The sequence below is a fragment of the Anaeromassilibacillus sp. An172 genome, assembly GCF_002160515.1.
GTDB lineage: Bacteria > Bacillota > Clostridia > Oscillospirales > Acutalibacteraceae > Limousia > Limousia pullorum.
In genome coordinates, this window is the sequence record NZ_NFKS01000018.1 from 1 (window position 1) to 18475 (window position 18475).

An 18475-nucleotide genomic window follows, 5' to 3' on the forward strand; every position below is an offset into this window, starting at 1 on the left:
TCTCTGTTTTTTCTGTTTTTCTCTATCATTTTTATCACCTGCTTCTATTTTACCACTTTTATCGAAAAAAGCCCAGCGAAAGCTGAGCTTTTTCGACAGGCTGAAGCCGGCATCTTAAATGATGCCGGCTTAGCTGTTTTATTTATTAAGTTTATTCTCGATAATATCCGCTGCTTCTTCCAAAAGATTTCCCGGATAAAGCTCTACTGTACCTGTATCGGCGCATTTTGCCATATCAGGGTCAATAGGAAGCTTTGCCAAAACGTCTGTGCCGTACTCCTTGGCAATCTCGTCAATGTGGCTTTCGCCGAAGATGCTGTATTTCTTGCCGCAGTCAGGGCACATGAAATAGCTGTAGTTTTCAACGATACCCAAAATCGGCACGTTCATCATTTCTGCCATCTTAACAGCCTTTCCAACAATCATGGAAACCAAATCCTGCGGTGATGTAACAACGATAATTCCGTCAACAGGCAAGCTCTGGAAAACTGTAAGAGGAACATCGCCTGTTCCTGGAGGCATATCAACAAACATGTAGTCAACATCCTTCCAGATAACGTCTTTCCAGAACTGCTTTACTGTATTTGCAATAACAGGACCTCTCCAGATAACCGGGTCTGTTTCGTTTTCAAGCAAAAGGTTTACTGACATAACGTCGATACCTGTCTTTGATGTTCTTGGAATTATACCGAACTCGTTTCCAAGGCACTTGCCTTTAATACCAAAAGCCTTTGGAATTGACGGGCCTGTTACGTCTGCGTCCAAAACCGCTGTTTTGAAGCCTCTTCTGTTAAATGTAACAGCCATCATGGAAGTAACCATGCTTTTGCCTACTCCGCCCTTACCTGAAACAACCGCAATTACCTTTTTAACGGAACTGAGGTCGTTAAGCTTTTCAATAAGGCTTTCGGGGCTGTTTGTCTTTCCGCTGCAATTCTCTCCGCAGCTTGAGCAATCGTGAGTACAACCCATTTTTAATCCCTCCGAATTTTTTTACTTTTCTTTATTATATCCTATAATACACACATAATCAAATTTCCAAAACGGGAAAATAAAAACCATACGGGCAATTCGCTCCCTATGGTTTTATTTTCTCTTAATTAAGTTTTAGAGAAATTAAATTACCAGTCGTATTACCACTCTAACAATAATACACCAATAATTTAAAATATCAAGTACACAGGAGAATTTTAGTCAACTTTTTCTGACTTTTCATCCTCTGCTTCATCGCTGTCCTCAGAGCTTTCCTCTTTTTCAGCTTCTTCGCCGTAATAGAAAGCTGCTTCTTCCGCATTGTTCTCTGCGTCCAGCATATCCTGCTCGCCGAGGATTTCCTGTTCTTCTTCCGGAAAATATTCTGTATTTTCCAAGTCAGCCATTTCTTCTTCGTTTACCTGAGTTTCCTCTGTTTCCTCAGTGCTATCCTCAGAAGCTGTCTTATCCTCCAGAAGTGCTACAGCATTTTCTTCTTCCTGCTGCTCTTCCTCTTCCGGAGCGATTTCATATCCGCTGACAAAAGTATAAGGCAAGCCGTAACCGAAAGCCACAGCAGCCACAGTCATAATCAGGGCATTTTCAGCAATAGCGCTTCCGAAAGGCATTGCCGGAATAAGATAAGCCAAAATTATGTAGAATGTTGGAAGAACAAGAAATACAAGGGTCATTGGACTGAAACGCAAAACCTGTTTGCCCTCTCCCACTCTTGTGGCATAGAAAAGAATCACACCGAAAACGGAATAAATCAAAACATTTATAATTCCGCTCATATTTGGATTCATTGTAGATGCCAGCTGAGAAAAGAAAAATGAACAAATAACATAAGCTGTTACAAGAAACGCTGAAAAGAACAGGTTTATAGTATCTCTTTTGTTGTTTTTCTTCACTTTTGAAACCTCCGACCGTTTTATAATTTCTTCAACAACGTATATATTATTATATCAATGTGATAAGTGTTTGACAAAATTATAATGGTGTACAAAAATAACAGTGCGTTTACATACAAACACCTTTTATTTTCTTAAAAACTATCATTTTGCCTTTGCCACAAGGCATACCCAGCCGTTGTCTGCGATTTCCTCAACGATTTCAAAATCATTTTTAATTGCATTTACCACATCGTCACGTCTTGTGTCGATTATACCGCTCATAATATACACTGTGTTTTCATCCATAAAGTTTTTAACCCCTGATGAAAGCATGATAATGGCGTCAGCCACAATATTTGCGGCGATAACATCGTATTTTCCGCTTACCTTATCTGTAAGGTTTCCGCACACAACATTAAATCTGTCGGCAACTCCGTTCATCTGGGCGTTTTCCTCTGCTGTCTTTACTGCCATCTGGTCGATATCTACGCCGAGAGCCTCTTTAGCTCCCAAAAGCAGACCTGCAATAGCCAGAATACCGCTTCCGCAGCCAACGTCAAGCATTTTTTCTCCGCCGTGGATATATTTTTCCAAGGTTTCAAGGCAGAGTCTTGTTGTTTCGTGGTTGCCTGTACCGAAAGCAAGACCCGGGTCAATATTCAAAACAATTCTTTCGCCCGGGTCGTAGTTATCTCTCCATGTAGGACGGATGAGCAGCTTCTCGCCTATTGGTGTGGGGTGGAAATACTGTCTCCAGTTATTGAGCCAGTCCTCTTCCTCACAGCCCTTTGTTTCTATTTTATGGTCGATACCCTCTGCTGTATATCTTTCGCTGAGAAAAGCAATAGCCTCTGCTGGATTTTCCTCAGGGCTTATATAAACGTGGATAATCGCACGGCTTCTGTCCTTTTGCAAAAGCTCCTCGTCAATCAAATCAATATGTGCAATCTCCTGAACCTGCTCCTCGAGTCCTGTGTAGTCCTCAATATAAATTCCGTAAGGTACAACCATCTGGGCAATATCTCCAGCCTTATCCGCATCCTGGGGCAAAACTGAAATATTTATCTCTGTCCACTCCATGCCTCTCTTCCTTTCTGTCTGTTTTAACGATTTTATTATATACAAAATTGACGCCATGTTGTGAAACAATTATTTTATAATCTCTTACATGGCGTCTGTTTATGCAAATGTATCAGTTCTCTTCAAACATTCTCTTTATCTTCTCAAAGAAGCCCTTTCTCCGGGCGTAATTTTTCTCTCCCGTTGAGTTGTCAAGCTTCTTAATAAGCTCTCTCTGAGCGTTTGTAAGGTTCTTAGGAACTTCGATTGTGACCTTAACATACTGGTCGCCTCTGCCTCTTCCGCCAAGGTGCGGAATACCTTTGCCTTTAAGCTTAAAGATATCGTTAGGCTGTGTTCCCTCGTGAACGCTGTACTTTATCTTTCCGTCGATTGTAGGAACGGTGATTTCTGCACCCAAAGCCGCCTGAGCAAATGTAATCGGGATTTCACACCATACATCGTCACCACGGCGCTCAAATATCGGGTGAGGTCTTACATTTATATATACATGAAGGTCGCCTGCCGGGCCTCCGTTTGTACCGCTGTTGCCTCTGCCGGCTACATTTAAAATCTGACCCTCATTGATACCTGCGGGAATAGTAACGTCAACTGTTCCGTTTCTCTTAACTCTGCCGTTGCCGCCGCACTTCTTACATGGGTTATCAACAACTCTTCCCTTGCCCTTACAGGTGTCGCAGACTCTTGAGGTCTGAACAACGCCGAAAGGTGTTCTCTGATTTATTGTAACATGACCAGAGCCGCCGCAGGTTGGACAGGTTTTCGGTGAAGTGCCTTTCTGTGCACCTGTGCCGTTACACTCGTCACAGGTTGTAATATGATTGTAATTAACCTGTTTTTTAGCGCCCTTTGCCGCTTCTTCAAAAGAAATATAAATTGTTGTTTCAACATCAGTGCCACGGACAGGGGCGTTAGGATTTGCGCTTCTTCTGCCGCCAAATCCGCCGAAACCTCCGAAAAAGCTGTTGAATATATCTCCAAGGTCAATGTCCTGACCGAAAGGACTGCCGCCTGCTCCGCCTGCACCGAAGTTGGGGTCAACTCCTGCATGACCGAACTGGTCATATCTTGCCCTTTTCTCCTTATCCGACAAAACCTCGTAGGCTTCGTTTACCTCTTTAAATTTAGCTTCCGCCTCTTTATCACCGGGGTTAAGGTCAGGGTGATATTTTTTAGCCATTTTACGGAAAGCTTTTTTTATGTCATCTTCTGAGGCATCCTTATTGATACCCAGAACCTCGTAATAATCTCTTTTATCTGCCAAATTTCTCACCTAACTTTTAAAAAATAATGCAGTCGTTTTGCACCGTAAAACCATAACAAGGTTTTGACTCTGACAATGTCAGACCTATAATAATATATTTAATAACACCGCTGTCTGTCAAGTATTTTTAAAGATTTTTTATTTTATCTTAAATCACAAGTCAAGGCGACAGCATTACTGCCGCCGCCTTTTAGTATTTTCAATCAATTAGTTCTGACCGTCAACATCTGTAAAGTCGGCGTCATAAACGTTTCCGTTTGGCTGTGCGCCGCCGTTTGGAGCCTGGCCGTAAGGATTGCCGCCCATGTTGCCCATGTCAGGTGCGCCCTGTGGGTTCTGCTGTGGAGCAGCCTGCTGATACATCTTTGAAGAAACCTCATAGAGCTTCTTCTGGAGGTCTTCCTTAGCAGCGTCAATCATTGTCTTATCGTTCTTAGCGATAGCGTCCTTAACAGCAGCAGCCTTTGTCTTGAGAGCTTCCTTGTCGGCAGCGTCCATCTTGTCGCCGCTCTCGTTTACAAGCTTCTCAGCCTGATATGCCATGTTCTCAGCTTCGTTCTTAGCGTCAACCTCTTCACGGCGCTTCTTATCCTCTGCTGCATACTGCTCTGCTTCTCTAACTGCTTTGTCGATATCGTCCTTGGACATGTTTGTTGAAGAGCTGATTGTAATCTTCTGCTCCTTGCCTGTGCCAAGGTCCTTAGCGGATACGTTAACGATACCGTTAGCATCTATATCAAATGTAACTTCGATCTGAGGAACACCTCTCATTGCCGGAGCAATGCCGGAAAGTGTAAAGAGACCCAGCTGCTTGTTATCTCTTGCAAATTCACGCTCACCCTGGAGAACGTTGATTTCAACCTGTGTCTGATTGTCAGCAGCAGTTGAGAAAATCTGGCTCTTCTTTGTTGGGATTGTTGTGTTTCTGTCGATAACCTTTGTCATAACGCCGCCCATTGTTTCAACACCAAGTGAAAGCGGAGTAACGTCCAAAAGGAGAAGTCCTTCAACTTCGCCGCCGAGAACGCCGCCCTGGATAGCAGCACCTACTGCAACGCACTCGTCAGGGTTGATGCCCTTGAATGGCTCTTTGCCGATAAAGTTCTTAACAGCTTCCTGAACAGCCGGAATTCTTGAAGAACCGCCAACCATCAAAACCTTATCGATTTCGCCGATCTGAAGTCCGCTGTCGGAGAGAGCACGTCTAACCGGGCCCATTGTGCTTTCAACAAGGTCTGAAGTAAGCTCGTTGAACTTTGCTCTTGTAAGAGTCATGTCAAGGTGCTTAGGACCTGTTGCGTCTGCTGTGATAAATGGAAGGTTAATGCTTGCTGTTGTGATACCTGAAAGGTCAATCTTTGCCTTTTCAGCAGCTTCTTTAAGTCTCTGCATAGCCATCTTATCGCCTGAAAGGTCGATACCTGTTTCTGACTTAAAGCCCTGGATCATCCAGTTGATAATTCTCTGGTCAAAGTCGTCGCCGCCGAGACGGTTGTTACCTGCTGTTGCCAAAACTTCCTGAACGCCGTCGCCCATCTCAATGATGGATACATCGAATGTACCGCCGCCCAAGTCGTAAACCATAACCTTCTGGTCTTTTTCCTTATCTATGCCATATGAAAGAGCCGCAGCTGTTGGCTCGTTGATAATTCTCTTAACGTCAAGGCCTGCAATCTTACCTGCGTCCTTTGTTGCCTGACGCTGTGCGTCTGTGAAGTATGCAGGAACTGTGATAACTGCCTGTGTTACTTTCTCGCCCAGATATGCTTCTGCATCAGCCTTAAGCTTTTGAAGAATCATAGCGGAAATTTCCTGTGGTGTGTAGCTCTTGCCCTCGATATTTACCTTGTAGTCGGAGCCCATCTCTCTTTTGATTGAAGAAACTGTGTTAGGGTTTGTGATAGCCTGACGCTTTGCAACCTGACCTACAAGTCTTTCGCCGCCCTTAAATGCTACAACTGACGGAGTTGTTCTTGAACCCTCAGCGTTAGGGATAACTACAGGCTCGCCGCCTTCAATAACTGCTACACAAGAGTTTGTTGTACCTAAATCTATACCTATTGTCTTTGCCATAATAAATTCCTCCCGATAATACTTATATCATAAATTAGTATGTTGTCTGTTTAATTTTTATCAGTCACAGTTGGCAACCTGCACCATTGCGTGTCTGATTACTCTGTTTCCTATTTTGTAACCTTTCTGGAAAACCTGAGAGATTGTGTTTTTACCAAGCTCTGCATTTTCCGCTGTGGAAATTGCGTTGTGAATTTCCGGGTTGAACTCTTCTCCGATTTCTCCGAAAACCTCAACCTTTAATTTAGCAAGTGATGCGACAAGCTGATTTTTTACAAGCTCAAGTCCTTTTTTAAATTCATCCGGAGCGTCGCCCATATTCATCAGTGCCATATCAAGGCTGTCTGCTACAGGCAAAAGCTGTTCAACTGCCTTTGCGGTAGCGTCGTCATAAATTGAAAGCTTTTCCGCCTGAGTGCGCTTTCTGTAGTTGTCGTACTCTGCGGCAAGTCTTAAATAGCTGTCCTTTTGAGCCGCCAATGCGTCCTGAGCCTTTTTAAGCTCTTCTGCATTTTTGTCCTGTGTTTCTTCCACAGGCTCCTGATTTGCCTCAGTCTCAGTCTGAACCTTGGTTTCCTGAGCTTCGGTGTTCTTCTCTTCTTTTTTCTTACCCATGTTTTCATCTCCTTAAAATGAAAGGGATTTTTATTTATATATTATAGTTAACTTTTAAACTTCAACCAGTTCATTTATAAGATTTCCGGCTTTCTCTGCTGTAAACTTTACAACCGACATAACCGCCGCAAAATCAATTCTTCCTATTCCTACCGCTGCTACGGCTCCCGCCGTTCTGCCTGCAATATCGTATCTCGATACCACCAGCGAGCAGTTTTTAAGCTCCGGCTCTCCGCTTTCCTCACCTATAAATATACGGTTTTCGGAAACCTTTGTATGGAGCAGTTCAGAGAGTCTTTCTCTGTCGTTTAAAAAACTAACTGCCGCCCTTACATCTGTCATATATTCTCCGCCGGAGAACATAAGATTAGTCATACCGGAAACTGTCATCTGGGTTTTTGTCGCCTGCTGAGCCGCTTCGCTTACCGAAACCAGCACGCTTGGCATAAACAATGAAAGATTTCCGAATGACGCCGCCGTGGTCTGGATAAAGGGAATGGTGATGTCCTCAAGAGGCATTCCCGCAAAGCACTCGTTTAAAGCCGCATCAAACACCCTGAGCATTTCAGGTGTCAAAACAAACTCTGTTCTGAAAAGCTGGGTCTTAATCATTCCCGAGGAGGTCACAAGCACCGTCATTCCCGTGTGCCTTCCTGTCTGTACAAAGTGGAGTCTGTGAACTCTCACGTCCTCAGAAGGAGGCGTTGTGGTTATCGCCGTAAGTCCCGTGACCGTTGCCACAACCTTTGAGGCTTCGGACAATATGCTTTCAGGAGCTTCAAAATGCGACTCCAGCGACCTTGTGATATACTCTGCAACCCTGGGGTTTATGGGCTTTATCTCCATGAGGTTATCTATATAATACCTAAGTCCCATCAAAGTGGGGATTCTTCCTGCGGAAGTGTGAGGCTGTTCAAGATAACCCATTGCGGAAAGGTCCGCAAGCTCGTTTCTTATTGTTGCCGAGGATACATTCAAATCCGTTTCGGTCTGAAGAAACTTGGAGCCCACCGGTTCACCGGTCATCAGATAGTTTTCTGCAACGGCGGATAAGATTTTTTGTTTTCTCTGTGTAAGCTGCATTTCACTCACCTCAAATCAATCGCCGTTATTCATTAGCACTCTATAAACCCGAGTGCTAACTACATCTATAATGTACCATTAAAGTCAGCAAAAGTCAAGTGTTTATTTTAAATTTTTTAATATTCATTTTCTATTCACCTTTCTTTCATATAAGGAAAAGTAAATCCGATAAAAGCTGTATATCACCATATTTAATGATTTATGATATTTTTTGACACATTACAATAAAAACCGATTGACAACCACTGTTAAACAAAGATATAATTAACATAAAGTATTTATTTAGTAGTCTGTTAAACTACAGCTATTATTCGCAGACAAAGGAGATTTTCATTATGATAATATTTACAATCATATGTGCGGTAATGTATTTTATCTCCGCAATAATTCTTTTTATGCCAAAGTTCAGAAAGTACCCGTTTTTTAAGCCTTTCGGTGTTTATATGGCATATCAGGGTATCTGGACTCTTTTAAGCTACCCTGTAAATCAGCTTTTCCCTACAAATCAGGTTATGACTGTTTTGAACTACATTGGAAGCTTTGTTTTCTGTCTGTATTTTCTCTTTATTTATTTCACCTCTCAGAAAAACAAAGGCAACTCAGGCAAAAAACCTGTTAAAGCCAAAAAGTCAACTCCTGTTAAAGAAAAGAAAGCTGAACCGAAACGACGTCAGCCAAGATACAAGGATGACTCCGAGGATTTCGATTCTGTTATAGCTTCAACAAAGAAAAAGCGTTATACCGAAAAAACAGAAGAACCGGAAATCACATCAACCTATATTGACGATGAACCTGTCGCTCCTAAAAAGAGCAGCAGATTTGAAGAAAACAGTAAGGGCGCATCTAAATACAGCATAGATGATGAGGACCTGCTTTACAGCGAGTTCGACGATGAGGACGAGAACAAAGCAGACGAGCTGGAAAACGTAGAAATCACCGACGAGGACTTGGAATATTACGACGATGATAATACAGACGAGGATACCGAGGACGAAGAAGAGGTTGATTTGTACGACGACTTCGATGACGATATGCTTGATGATGAGGAAGAAGAGGAAGAACTCCCCGACGATTACGACGACGATGACCTTTATGTTGATTTTGACGATGACGATGATGACTTAGAAACATTAAGGGGCAGAAGATACAGGAAATAATAAGAAATCCGGAGGAATTACATGGAGCAATTTACAGGTTATCTTTTTACCGCAGTATGGGCAGTTATAGGAATTTATCTTGTCTATATGGGTAAAAAGGTACACAAGTTTTGTTATTATATAAGTCTGCTGTTATTTTTCATGTTCGGATGGAGTCTTGCCGACCAGCTTATGACCGCCGACCTGTTTTCCGGCACGGCAGCCATTGTATACAGAGTTATAATAGCGCTGTTTTTGATTGTAGGTGTAATCATCTACTTTAAAAAAGTTCGCAGCAGCGATGATAAATAACATTAAATTAAAAAGGAAAGAAGTCTTAAAGTTGACCCAAAACGAAAATCACAAAATCATTCCTTATGAAGAAAAATATCTGAAAGACGCAGCCGCAATCTGGAACGAGGTTGTTGAGGAGCAAAACAGCTTTCCTCAGAATGTACCTTTTACAGAAACGGGAGCTGACGAGTTTTTCAAAAGCCAGACAAGAACCGCTTGTCTTTTTGAGGACGGCAAGATGGTTGGAATATACATTCTTCACCCCAACAACGCAGGCAACTGCGGACACATAGCAAACTGCTCTTACGGACTCACCAAAAGCGCAAGAGGCAAGGGCCTCGGCAGACTTTTAGTTGAGGACTCCATAACAGAGGGACAAAAGGCGGGATTCAGAGGAATACAGTTCAACGCAGTTGTAAGCACAAACTATGCGGCGATAAAGCTCTATCAGCGTTTGGGCTTTAAGATTTTAGCAACCGTCCCCGGCGGATACAAAAACCCAGACAACACATACACCGACACATACATTATGTTTCGTCTTTTAACTCCGCCTTGCAAAACTTCTCTTTAAAAATCAACCCCATTTCAAGGCGGGCGAAACCTTTTATTTAGTCTTTGGAATGGCTCGCTCACATTGGGGTTTATTTTTTGAATTTACAAATTCTAAATTAGTGATATAATATAAAAAAACAATGGGCCTGTAGCTCAGCTGGGAGAGCGTTCGGTTCGCATCCGAGAGGTCAAGGGTTCGAACCCCTCCAGGTCCACCAAAAAATCCGCAGTCTGCAAAAACACACTGCGGATTTTAAATTTTCTATAAAATATAAATATAAAATGTACAACTAAAACTTTTTTTGATTTTATGGTATAATGAAAATATCAACAAAAGAAAATGAAGTGATTATATGAAATACAAACTTATTGCCGCAGATATGGACGGGACTCTTTTAAACAGTGAGGGGAAAATAAGTCCTAAAACCTCAAAAGCCATAAAAAAGGCTGTTGACATGGGCGTTGTTTTTACCGTATCCTCAGGCAGACCTATTCAGGGTATACTAAAATACGGCGAATTTCTGCCCCTTAATTTTCCTGCAATCACCTACAACGGGGCTATGATTGTAAATCCCGAAAACAATGAAATACTTTTCCACAAAGCGTTGGAAAAAGATGACGCTTTAAAAATCTTAAAGTTAGGAGAGGAACGCTCCGTCACAATCTGTCTTTGGTGCGAAAACCAACTTTTTGTGAACCGCATTGACGAAAGGGTAAACAAATACAAAAGGCTTTCCGGAGTTGAACCCATTTTGATTGACAGTAAAGAAGCTCTTGCGGAAAAGGGCGTTACAAAAATTCTCTGGTACGACGATACGGAAAAGATAAAAAGTTTTCAGGAAACTTTACAAAAAGAGAGCTTTAATGAGGTCACATTCTGCACCTCAAAGCCTGAGTTTTTGGAGTTTTTTAACAGTGGTGTTTCAAAGGCGGCGGCTATGGAATTTTTGGGCAAGCTTTACGGCATTAAAGTCGAAGAGATGATAGCAATAGGCGACGGCGACAACGACCTTGCAATGATTGAATACGCAGGTCTTGGGATTTCCATGGAAAACGGCTCGGAAAAAGTAAAAAAAGCCGCCGGTTACATAACCGCTTCCAACGATAACAACGGCGTGGCTTTAGCAATCGAGAAATTTATATTAAATCATATTTAATGTACGCCTTGTTATTTTATTGAAATTTATGTTATAATCAGAACAAAGAAAAAAGAAGAGGAATTGAGCTTTATGGCAAACGTAATATTAAAAAAAGGCGAAGGCAGACTTTTAAAATCCGGCGGAATGTGGATTTTTAACAACGAAATCTCCAAGGTTAAAGGGGATTATAAAAACGGCGACATTGTAAATGTGCTGGACTTTGACGATTACCCAATGGGCAAGGGTTTTATAAACGGAAATTCAAAAATCAGAGTTAGAATGCTTACAAGAAATCCTGAAGCTGAAATCGACGAAAACTTTTTCCGTGAGAGAGTTAGAAACGCATGGGAGTACCGCAAAAAGACTGTGGACACCTCCTGCTGCCGTGTGATTTTCGGCGAGGCGGATTTTCTCCCCGGACTTGTTGTTGACAAGTTTTCCGATGTTTTGGTGGTTCAATCATTGGCTCTGGGAATTGACATTCACAAAAAACTTATAATGTCACTTCTCGTGGAAGAAATGAAAAAGGACGGAATTGAAATCCGTGGAGTTTATGAGAGAAGCGACGCAAAGGTAAGGTCTTTGGAGGGAATGCCACGCACCAAGGGATTTTTGGGCAAGCCCTTTGACACAGACGTTATCATAACCGAAAACGGTGTTAAATATCATGTGGACATTGAAAACGGTCAGAAAACCGGATTTTTCCTTGACCAGAAATACAACCGTCTTGCAATTCAAAAGCTTTGCAAGGGCGCATCTGTTTTGGACTGCTTCACCCACACAGGTTCTTTTGCTCTCAACGCAGGAATTGCGGGAGCTGAAAGTGTTTTAGGCGTTGACGCCTCCGAGCTTGCAGTTGAACAGGCAACAAAAAATGCAGAGCTTAACGGGCTTTCCGATAAGGTTAAGTTTATCTGCCGTGATGTTTTCGAGCTTCTTCCTGAGCTTGAGGAAAAGGGCGAAAAATTCGACGTGGTTATCCTTGACCCTCCGGCATTTGCAAAGTCACAGAACTCCGTAAAAAACGCCACAAAGGGCTACAGAGAGATAAATTTAAGAGCCATGAAGCTTGTTAAGGACGGAGGATTTTTAGCCACCTGCTCATGCTCCCACTTTATGACCTACGAGCTTTTCACAAAGACAATCGGTCAGGCGGCAAAAAACGTACACAAAAGACTCCGTCAGGTTGAATTTAGAACACAGGCTCCAGACCATCCAATACTCTGGGCGGCTGACGAGTCCTATTATCTGAAATTCTACATTTTCCAGGTTTGCAATGAGTATTAAAAACTTCACTCAATAAAAATACCCATGATTATGGATTTAAACATAATCATGGGTTATATTTTTATAATTAACTATTAAAAGAAATCTCTGTCCTTTTCGGATTTTAAAATTGTTCCGTCCAGGGAAACCTCGTATTCGTACTCATAGCCGTCTGCCTTAAACTCAATTTCATAACGGTTGTGGTCAAGCTCTATTTCCTTTTTTGTCACTGCGTCCGCTGAAATTCCTGCGTGATTATAGGCAATGTTCAGAGCCTCGTCAAAGCTTATTGAGCCAGCACTTGTTGATGAAGGGATGTTGTTAATGGTTTCTTTATCAAACTTTACAACTTCGCCTGTTGCTTTTCTCACGTCAACCTCATACTTATAGGTTCCGTCGGAAAAATCAATCTCGTAATCTCCGTCGTCAAGCTGTTCTTTATACATTGTCACGTTTTCCGCTGAAACACCTGCGTACTCATAGGCTATTTTTTTGGCTGTTTCCAAGTCAATCTCATTCTGAGCTGTCTGGCTGTCTCCGTTGCCCATGTAGTTTGCATCCTTTTTATATCTTACAACCTCGCCTGTGGTTTTACTTACATCAACCTCGTGTTCAAAGCCGTCGTAGATAAATTCGATTTCATAAACTCCATCGTCAAGTTCAGCCTTGTAGATATCTGTGTCTGAGGGTGATATTCCCACATATTCCAAAGCTATTGTCTTTGCCTCTTCAAGTGAGATTTCGCCTGTTGTCTGTGTATTTGAAGTGCTTTCAGCTGTTGTTTCAACCTGGTTCTGTGTTGTTGGCTGTGGTTCTGTAGCCGCCGGTGAACCTGCGCAGCCTGCAAATACAGAAACCGCCAATGTCAATACCACTGCCAAAACCGCTGTCTTTTTAAATAATGTTTTTTTCATAATCAATTCCTCGCTTTCTTTATTTGAAAAACTGTTTTATTTTGTTTTCATAAAAAGAATACGCAGAAAATTTTCTAAAATCGGGGTCTCATGAAAATTTTTTTAAATTTTTTTATTTAATCATCTATTTGATATTTTTGATTTGATGTATCTTTAAGATAATCGTCCCAAGATGATTTCTCAACCTCTATATCGTATTTCTCCTCGGCGTAATTTTCAAGGCTGTCCGCCGCTCTTTCAAGGGCAGGATTGTCGTCGTTATACTCATTCTCAATAGCCACAAAAATCTCGCTGTCCTCGTTAAGATAACTCATTGAGTAAGCCTTTTCAAGAAGCTCGATAGATATATCCGTAATATTTTTATTTTCTATATCAACCTGAGAAACTGCCTTTCCCGTTTCGTCAAGGCCTTCAATCTTCGTTACCTTATTTTCGCTGTCGCATGTGACTGCAATATCTCCGCCCATATAGAACCTGTAGACCCTTGAGTCACCGCCGCCGGAAATAACCCCGGAAAACAGTAAAAACCATGCCCCTATTCCCACAATGGCAATCAACGCTATAAACAGAGCCAAAAAGCCCATTCGTTTTTTTCTTTTAGCTTTTATATCCTCCATTGGCACAACCTTTGTCAAAGTCTGGCCGGGAGCATAATCCATATTTGCAACCTTAAAAAATCTGCCGTTTTCGTCAAGGACAATAACATAGCTTTCGTGTCGTTCCATTACAAGATATTTCATGGATTTTCTCCCTCCTTTTTAGGGTTTATTCCCTTAATGTGGTTTCTGATAATGTCGTATCCGTTGGTATAAGCAAGAGTAATTGCCACAAGGTATTTTCTGTGGCGTTCCAAAGTCTTTTTATCCACCTTGGTGTTCTTTGAAATCTCCGTTATGGGGATTTTTCTTGTTTTAAGAAAGTTTTCCATAAGGCGGCTGTCGTTTACCATGTATTCCAAAGCTTTAAAGCAAGCGTTTAATGTTCTTTTTTGCTTTGGGGTGTTTTCGGCGATTTCTGTTAAATCAACGGAAAATTTCTCAAGCTGGGTGGAATACTCCTTAATTTCCGCCTTTGTATCGCTTAAAGCCTTAAACTCCTCCAGCTCGTTTTTTGTTTCCTCCAAAGTATCAACAAGGGCGGGACTGTCCTCGTATTCCGTTTCCGTATCAAGAGAAATCAAGCCACGGTGACGTTTCTCTTTTCTGTAAAAATCTATAAGCCTGTGTTTAATGTGCAAACGGGCATAATTTATAAAAGGCCCTTTAAAACGGCTGTAGTCAAGCACCGCTTCATGAAAAGCAATCATGGCAATACTCAGCTCATCGTCCTGACCCAGCACCGCCTCTCTGCCTAAAAACTTTGTGGTTTCAGACTTTATAAAACCCATGTAAAGGCGCACAAGGTTGTCCGCTTCACGGGAATTGTTTTTCGCTTTGTAAATCATTTCCATCAATTCGTTGTTTTTATCCGCCATTTTCTCACCCCTGACTTATTATTCACTCTTATAATAATAGATTACGCAGAAAAAATCAATTTTTCGGTGTTTAAAATAAATTTTTTATATAAAAAGAAAACCGCAGACCTACTGCCTGCGGTTTCTCCGTTTCTCACCAGATGTATTTCACGACAATACAATCTGTAATTATGTGCCAATTTGCGGGACGGGCACATAAAAATAAAACAAGGAAGAATGAAAAAAATGATGAAAAGAATGTTCAGTGTTAAAAACACCTGAAATGTCTTCAACTGTGTTAAATTATAATATATTTTTTCATAATTGTCAACTAATTTTAATAAAATTTTCAGAATACATCACAATTTCACCCTGTTTATTACCTCACAAAAGTAATCAAACCACACATCGAAGTGTTATATTCTGTTTGAGTTTTTAGCATAGTTCATTAAACGCTCAGCTATTTCATCTGTGAGATATTCTCTGCTTGCTCTCCACTTCCAGTTGTCGCCCAAGGTGGAAGGTGTATTCATTCTTGCTTCGCTTCCCAGCCACAAAATATCCTGAAGCTGAATTATAACTGTGTTTGCCTTTGAATTATAAAGGGCTGTGAGAATCATGTCAAGAACTTCTTCGTCGGAAAGCTTCAAATCCTCTGCAAGCTTTGCGTCCTGCTTGTATTTTATAGTAAGTCTGCGGTCACGCTCTTTTTTCTTTTCCTCTTCCTCAAGCTTTTTGTTATACTCTTCAAGCTCTTCGGCAGTGAGTTTTTCAAGGTCGATTTCTTCCTTTTCCTCTTCCGGCTTTTTCTCCTCTGAGGTTTCCTCCGGCTCTTCCTCTATTTCCGGAACTTTGTCGGGATAACATTCGCTGTAAATTCTGCCCAATGTGAGAGCAGGTTCTTTCTCAAACCAGCCTCTAAGTGTATCGTTGTCGTGGGTTCCTGTATAGGCAACGCAGTTTTCGCAGTAGTTGTGTGGCAGATATCCGTTCTGGTCGTCGCCGTCAAAAGCAAACTCGAAAACTCTCATGCCGGGATAACCGCTTTTTTCCAAAAGCACATAAACGCTGTCTGCAAGTGAACCCAAATCCTCTGCAACAATCTCAGGGTCACCAAGCTCTGCTTTAAGCTTTTCAAAGAACTCAATTCCGGGGCCGTTGAGCCATTCGCCGTTTACTGCGTCCTCGGCAGGATACGGAATTGCATAGTATGTATCAAAAGCACGGAAGTGGTCTATTCTTGTTATGTCGAAAAGCTCGGTTGCCGCCTTTACACGCTTTATCCACCATTCATAGCCGGTTTCTTTCAGGTAATCCCAGTTATAGAGAGGATTTCCCCAAAGCTGACCTTTAGCTGAAAAATAATCCGGCGGACATCCTGCAACACGCACCGGCTTGCCCTCTTCGTCAAGCCAGAACACATCCGGGTTTGCCCAGGTGTCTGCGCTGTCCATAGCAACATAAATCGGCATATCGCCCAGAATTTTTATTCCCAGATAGTTTACATAGCCTCTGAATTTTTCCCACTGCTGATAAAATTTGAACTGAACAAATTTCCAGAAAAGAATTTTATCTGCGCACTTAACCCTGTATTTTGCCAAAGCCTCAGGCTTTCTGAGACGGATTTCCTCGTCGTCCCATTCTGTCCAAGCCTTGTTTTCAAACTCTGCCTTTACTGCCATGAAAAGTGCGTAGTCCTCAAGCCAGTCCTTGTTCTTCTCGCAGAAGCTTTCATAGGCATCCTTTTCCGGATTGTTTTTGTTTCCGAAAAATCTTGCGCAGGCATCCTCAAGGACAACAAATCTGCACTTGTAAATTCTCTCGTAATCAACATAATTTTCGTGTCCGCCCCAGTTAAAATATTCGATAAGGCTCTTTTTCAAAAGACCCTCTTCCCACAATGCTTCAAGGTCGATAAAGTATGGGTTTCCCGCATAGGCGGAAAAGGACTGGTAAGGTGAGTCGCCGTAGCTTGTTGGGCCTACAGGCAGTATCTGCCAGATTTTCTGTCCGGATTTTTTGAGAAAATCTGCAAAGTTTCTTGCTTCCTTTCCCATTGTTCCTATTCCATAGGGTGACGGCAGAGATGATATAGGCATCAGTATTCCCGCCGCTCTTTTGTTGTTTACAGTTTCCATTTATATCAGCTCCGTTTCGGTTATTGCAAAAAAATATATAATAAAGACTTTTCCCTTTTCAATTTAAAAAATCAGAAAAGGAAAAAATCAAAGCTTGTTAATTTTACCATATAATGAAATAAAATTCAAGTCTTTTTGTATTTTTTCTACAATATAACCAAAATATGCCTATAAAATTATAGCTTTGAAACCTCTTCAAAAGCCAACAGCAAAACCGTTTTTGCCGCAGCTTCCCTTATGTTTTCTCTTCCTGAGGTTTTGAAAAACTCCCCTCTCACCGCAAAAACGCTGTCATTTACACACACACCCATGTATACAAGTCCCACCGGTTTTTCAGGTGTTCCGCCTGTAGGGCCTGCAACTCCTGTTGTGGATATTCCAATCTGCGCCTTTGCAAGGTTTTTCACGCCCTGTGCCATTTGGCAGGCGGTTTCATAGGACACTGCACCGTATTTTTCCAAAACAGAATTTTCAACGCCCAAAACCCTGTTTTTTATCTCGTTGGCGTAGGAGCAAACACCGCACTCAAATATTTCAGAAGCTCCCGAAACCTCGGTTATTTTCTTGGAAACAAGGCCGCCTGTACAGCTTTCCGCTGTTGAGATTTTTATTCCCTTTTGGATGAGTTTTTTTACAAGCTCTGTCTGGATTTCATCCTGTGAAATTCCGTAGGCTCTGCATTTTTCATCAACGTACTGTTCGTTTATTATTCTTTCGGTTTTCATAAAGCCGACCTCCTTTGCTTTTATACATTATACACCTTTTGAGATAAAAGGGAAAGAAAGCTCGGTTGCAATTTACTCTCAATTTTGTTATTATATATGTTAGAATTTTCTAAGAAAAGAGGCAGGTTTTATGCCCAGATTTTTTATAGACCGCCCTGTGGACAGGGAAGAAACAAACATTATAATTGACGGAGAGGACGGACGCCATATTGAGCGTTCTCTGAGAATGGCGGCAGGTGAAGAAATCGCCGTCTGCGACTCCAATGAACAGGAGCATTTCTGCAAAATAACATCAATTCAAAACGGCGTTGTAACTGCGGAAATCCTCTACAGCCAGCCCTGCAAAAACGAAGCTTCAATAAAGGTCACACTTTATCAGGCTCTTACAAAAGGCGACAAAATGGACACCATAATCCAAAAGGCAGTTGAACTTGGAGTTTACAAAATTGTGCCGGTTATTACAAAACGCTGTGTTTCCCGACCCGACCAAAAAAGCCTTATGAAAAAGTGCCGGCGCTGGCAGAAAATCGCCCAGCAGGCGGCAATGCAGTCCCACAGAGGAATTATACCTGAAATCGGCGAACCTCTGGACTTTAAAAAAGCCTTGGAGCAATGCAAAGAAAACAGCAAAAACATATTGTTCTATGAAAAGGGCGGAGAAAAAATTTCCGACTCCGGAATTAAGGACATTGAATCTCTGGGAATTTTCATAGGAAGCGAGGGCGGCTTCGACCCTGAGGAGGTTTCAGAGTTTTTGAAAACAGGTGGAACCACCGCTACCCTTGGAAAAAGAATTTTGCGTGCGGAAACAGCTCCTTTGGCGGCTCTAACAATAATTATGTACGAAACAGGAAATATGGATTGAGAAAGGATTTTTA

The 18475-nt window shown here is 41.9% G+C and carries 18 protein-coding genes and 1 tRNA gene; 7 read left to right on the top strand and 12 right to left on the bottom strand.

Translation table 11 applies throughout. From position 1 onward, the window contains the following. Positions 1-138: 138 nt before the first annotated feature. The 7 genes from B5F08_RS08870 to hrcA all read right to left on the bottom strand — a co-directional run bounded on the left by B5F08_RS08870 (position 139) and on the right by hrcA (position 7980). The gene (locus tag B5F08_RS08870) at positions 139-972 is read right to left on the bottom strand and encodes an Mrp/NBP35 family ATP-binding protein (protein WP_087378448.1); all 834 of its coding nucleotides are present in this window, start codon (positions 970-972) and stop codon (positions 139-141) included. 218 nt (positions 973-1190) lie between these two features. Next, entirely contained in the window at positions 1191-1883 is a 693-nt protein-coding gene (locus B5F08_RS08875; protein WP_087378450.1) for a hypothetical protein, read from the bottom strand. Between the two features lie 144 nt (positions 1884-2027). Next, positions 2028-2945, bottom strand: coding sequence for a 50S ribosomal protein L11 methyltransferase (gene prmA, locus B5F08_RS08880; protein WP_087378452.1), 918 nt, complete (start codon positions 2943-2945; stop codon positions 2028-2030). A gap of 112 nt (positions 2946-3057) precedes the next feature. Further along, positions 3058-4209: a molecular chaperone DnaJ gene (gene dnaJ / locus B5F08_RS08885; RefSeq protein WP_087378454.1), complete on the bottom strand. Its 1152-nt coding sequence runs from the start codon at positions 4207-4209 to the stop codon at positions 3058-3060. A 207-nt stretch (positions 4210-4416) separates the two neighbouring features. Then, on the bottom strand, positions 4417-6282 hold the full coding sequence (gene dnaK, locus B5F08_RS08890) for a molecular chaperone DnaK (protein ID WP_087378456.1): 1866 nt from the start codon (positions 6280-6282) through the stop codon (positions 4417-4419). A gap of 60 nt (positions 6283-6342) precedes the next feature. Then, positions 6343-6897 (bottom strand): nucleotide exchange factor GrpE, encoded by a 555-nt coding sequence (gene grpE / locus B5F08_RS08895; protein ID WP_087378458.1) that lies wholly within the window; start codon positions 6895-6897, stop codon positions 6343-6345. A gap of 54 nt (positions 6898-6951) precedes the next feature. Next, positions 6952-7980 (bottom strand): heat-inducible transcriptional repressor HrcA, encoded by a 1029-nt coding sequence (gene hrcA, locus B5F08_RS08900; protein WP_087378460.1) that lies wholly within the window; start codon positions 7978-7980, stop codon positions 6952-6954. Between the two features lie 335 nt (positions 7981-8315). On the opposite strand from hrcA, the gene B5F08_RS08905 reads away from it, so the two are divergent. The 6 genes from B5F08_RS08905 to B5F08_RS08930 all read left to right on the top strand — a co-directional run bounded on the left by B5F08_RS08905 (position 8316) and on the right by B5F08_RS08930 (position 12388). Next, complete coding sequence (locus tag B5F08_RS08905) at positions 8316-9137, top strand: hypothetical protein (RefSeq protein WP_087378462.1); 822 nt, start codon at positions 8316-8318, stop codon at positions 9135-9137. Positions 9138-9158: 21 nt separating this feature from the next. Beyond that, positions 9159-9428 (top strand): hypothetical protein, encoded by a 270-nt coding sequence (locus B5F08_RS08910; RefSeq protein WP_087378464.1) that lies wholly within the window; start codon positions 9159-9161, stop codon positions 9426-9428. Positions 9429-9459: 31 nt separating this feature from the next. Then, a complete protein-coding gene (locus B5F08_RS08915; protein ID WP_242968391.1) occupies positions 9460-9981 on the top strand; it encodes a GNAT family N-acetyltransferase in 522 nt (173 codons plus the stop codon). 123 nt (positions 9982-10104) lie between these two features. After that, positions 10105-10180, top strand: a tRNA-Ala gene (locus B5F08_RS08920). A 135-nt stretch (positions 10181-10315) separates the two neighbouring features. Further along, the gene (locus B5F08_RS08925) at positions 10316-11119 is read left to right on the top strand and encodes a Cof-type HAD-IIB family hydrolase (RefSeq protein ID WP_087378468.1); all 804 of its coding nucleotides are present in this window, start codon (positions 10316-10318) and stop codon (positions 11117-11119) included. A gap of 72 nt (positions 11120-11191) precedes the next feature. Next, positions 11192-12388 (top strand): class I SAM-dependent rRNA methyltransferase, encoded by a 1197-nt coding sequence (locus B5F08_RS08930; protein ID WP_087378470.1) that lies wholly within the window; start codon positions 11192-11194, stop codon positions 12386-12388. Positions 12389-12462: 74 nt separating this feature from the next. Here the strand turns inward: B5F08_RS08930 and B5F08_RS08935 are convergent, their stop codons facing one another. The 5 genes from B5F08_RS08935 to B5F08_RS08955 all read right to left on the bottom strand — a co-directional run bounded on the left by B5F08_RS08935 (position 12463) and on the right by B5F08_RS08955 (position 17597). Then, positions 12463-13281: a PepSY domain-containing protein gene (locus tag B5F08_RS08935; RefSeq protein ID WP_087378472.1), complete on the bottom strand. Its 819-nt coding sequence runs from the start codon at positions 13279-13281 to the stop codon at positions 12463-12465. A gap of 116 nt (positions 13282-13397) precedes the next feature. Further along, positions 13398-14021, bottom strand: a complete 624-nt coding sequence (locus B5F08_RS08940; RefSeq protein ID WP_087378474.1) for an anti-sigma-I factor RsgI family protein — start codon at positions 14019-14021, stop codon at positions 13398-13400. Continuing rightward, entirely contained in the window at positions 14018-14755 is a 738-nt protein-coding gene (locus B5F08_RS08945) for a sigma factor (RefSeq protein WP_087378476.1), read from the bottom strand. The genes B5F08_RS08940 and B5F08_RS08945 overlap by 4 nt, the downstream gene beginning before the upstream one ends. Before the next feature lie 395 nt (positions 14756-15150). Beyond that, positions 15151-16872 carry a 4-alpha-glucanotransferase gene (malQ, locus tag B5F08_RS08950; protein WP_087378478.1) on the bottom strand — a complete coding sequence of 574 codons (1722 nt, stop codon included), beginning with the start codon at positions 16870-16872 and terminating at the stop codon, positions 15151-15153. Between the two features lie 176 nt (positions 16873-17048). Then, entirely contained in the window at positions 17049-17597 is a 549-nt protein-coding gene (locus B5F08_RS08955) for a CinA family protein (RefSeq protein WP_087378480.1), read from the bottom strand. A 130-nt stretch (positions 17598-17727) separates the two neighbouring features. Between B5F08_RS08955 and B5F08_RS08960 the strand changes: the two genes are divergently transcribed. Continuing rightward, complete coding sequence (locus B5F08_RS08960; protein WP_087378482.1) at positions 17728-18462, top strand: 16S rRNA (uracil(1498)-N(3))-methyltransferase; 735 nt, start codon at positions 17728-17730, stop codon at positions 18460-18462. Positions 18463-18475 lie beyond the last annotated feature (13 nt).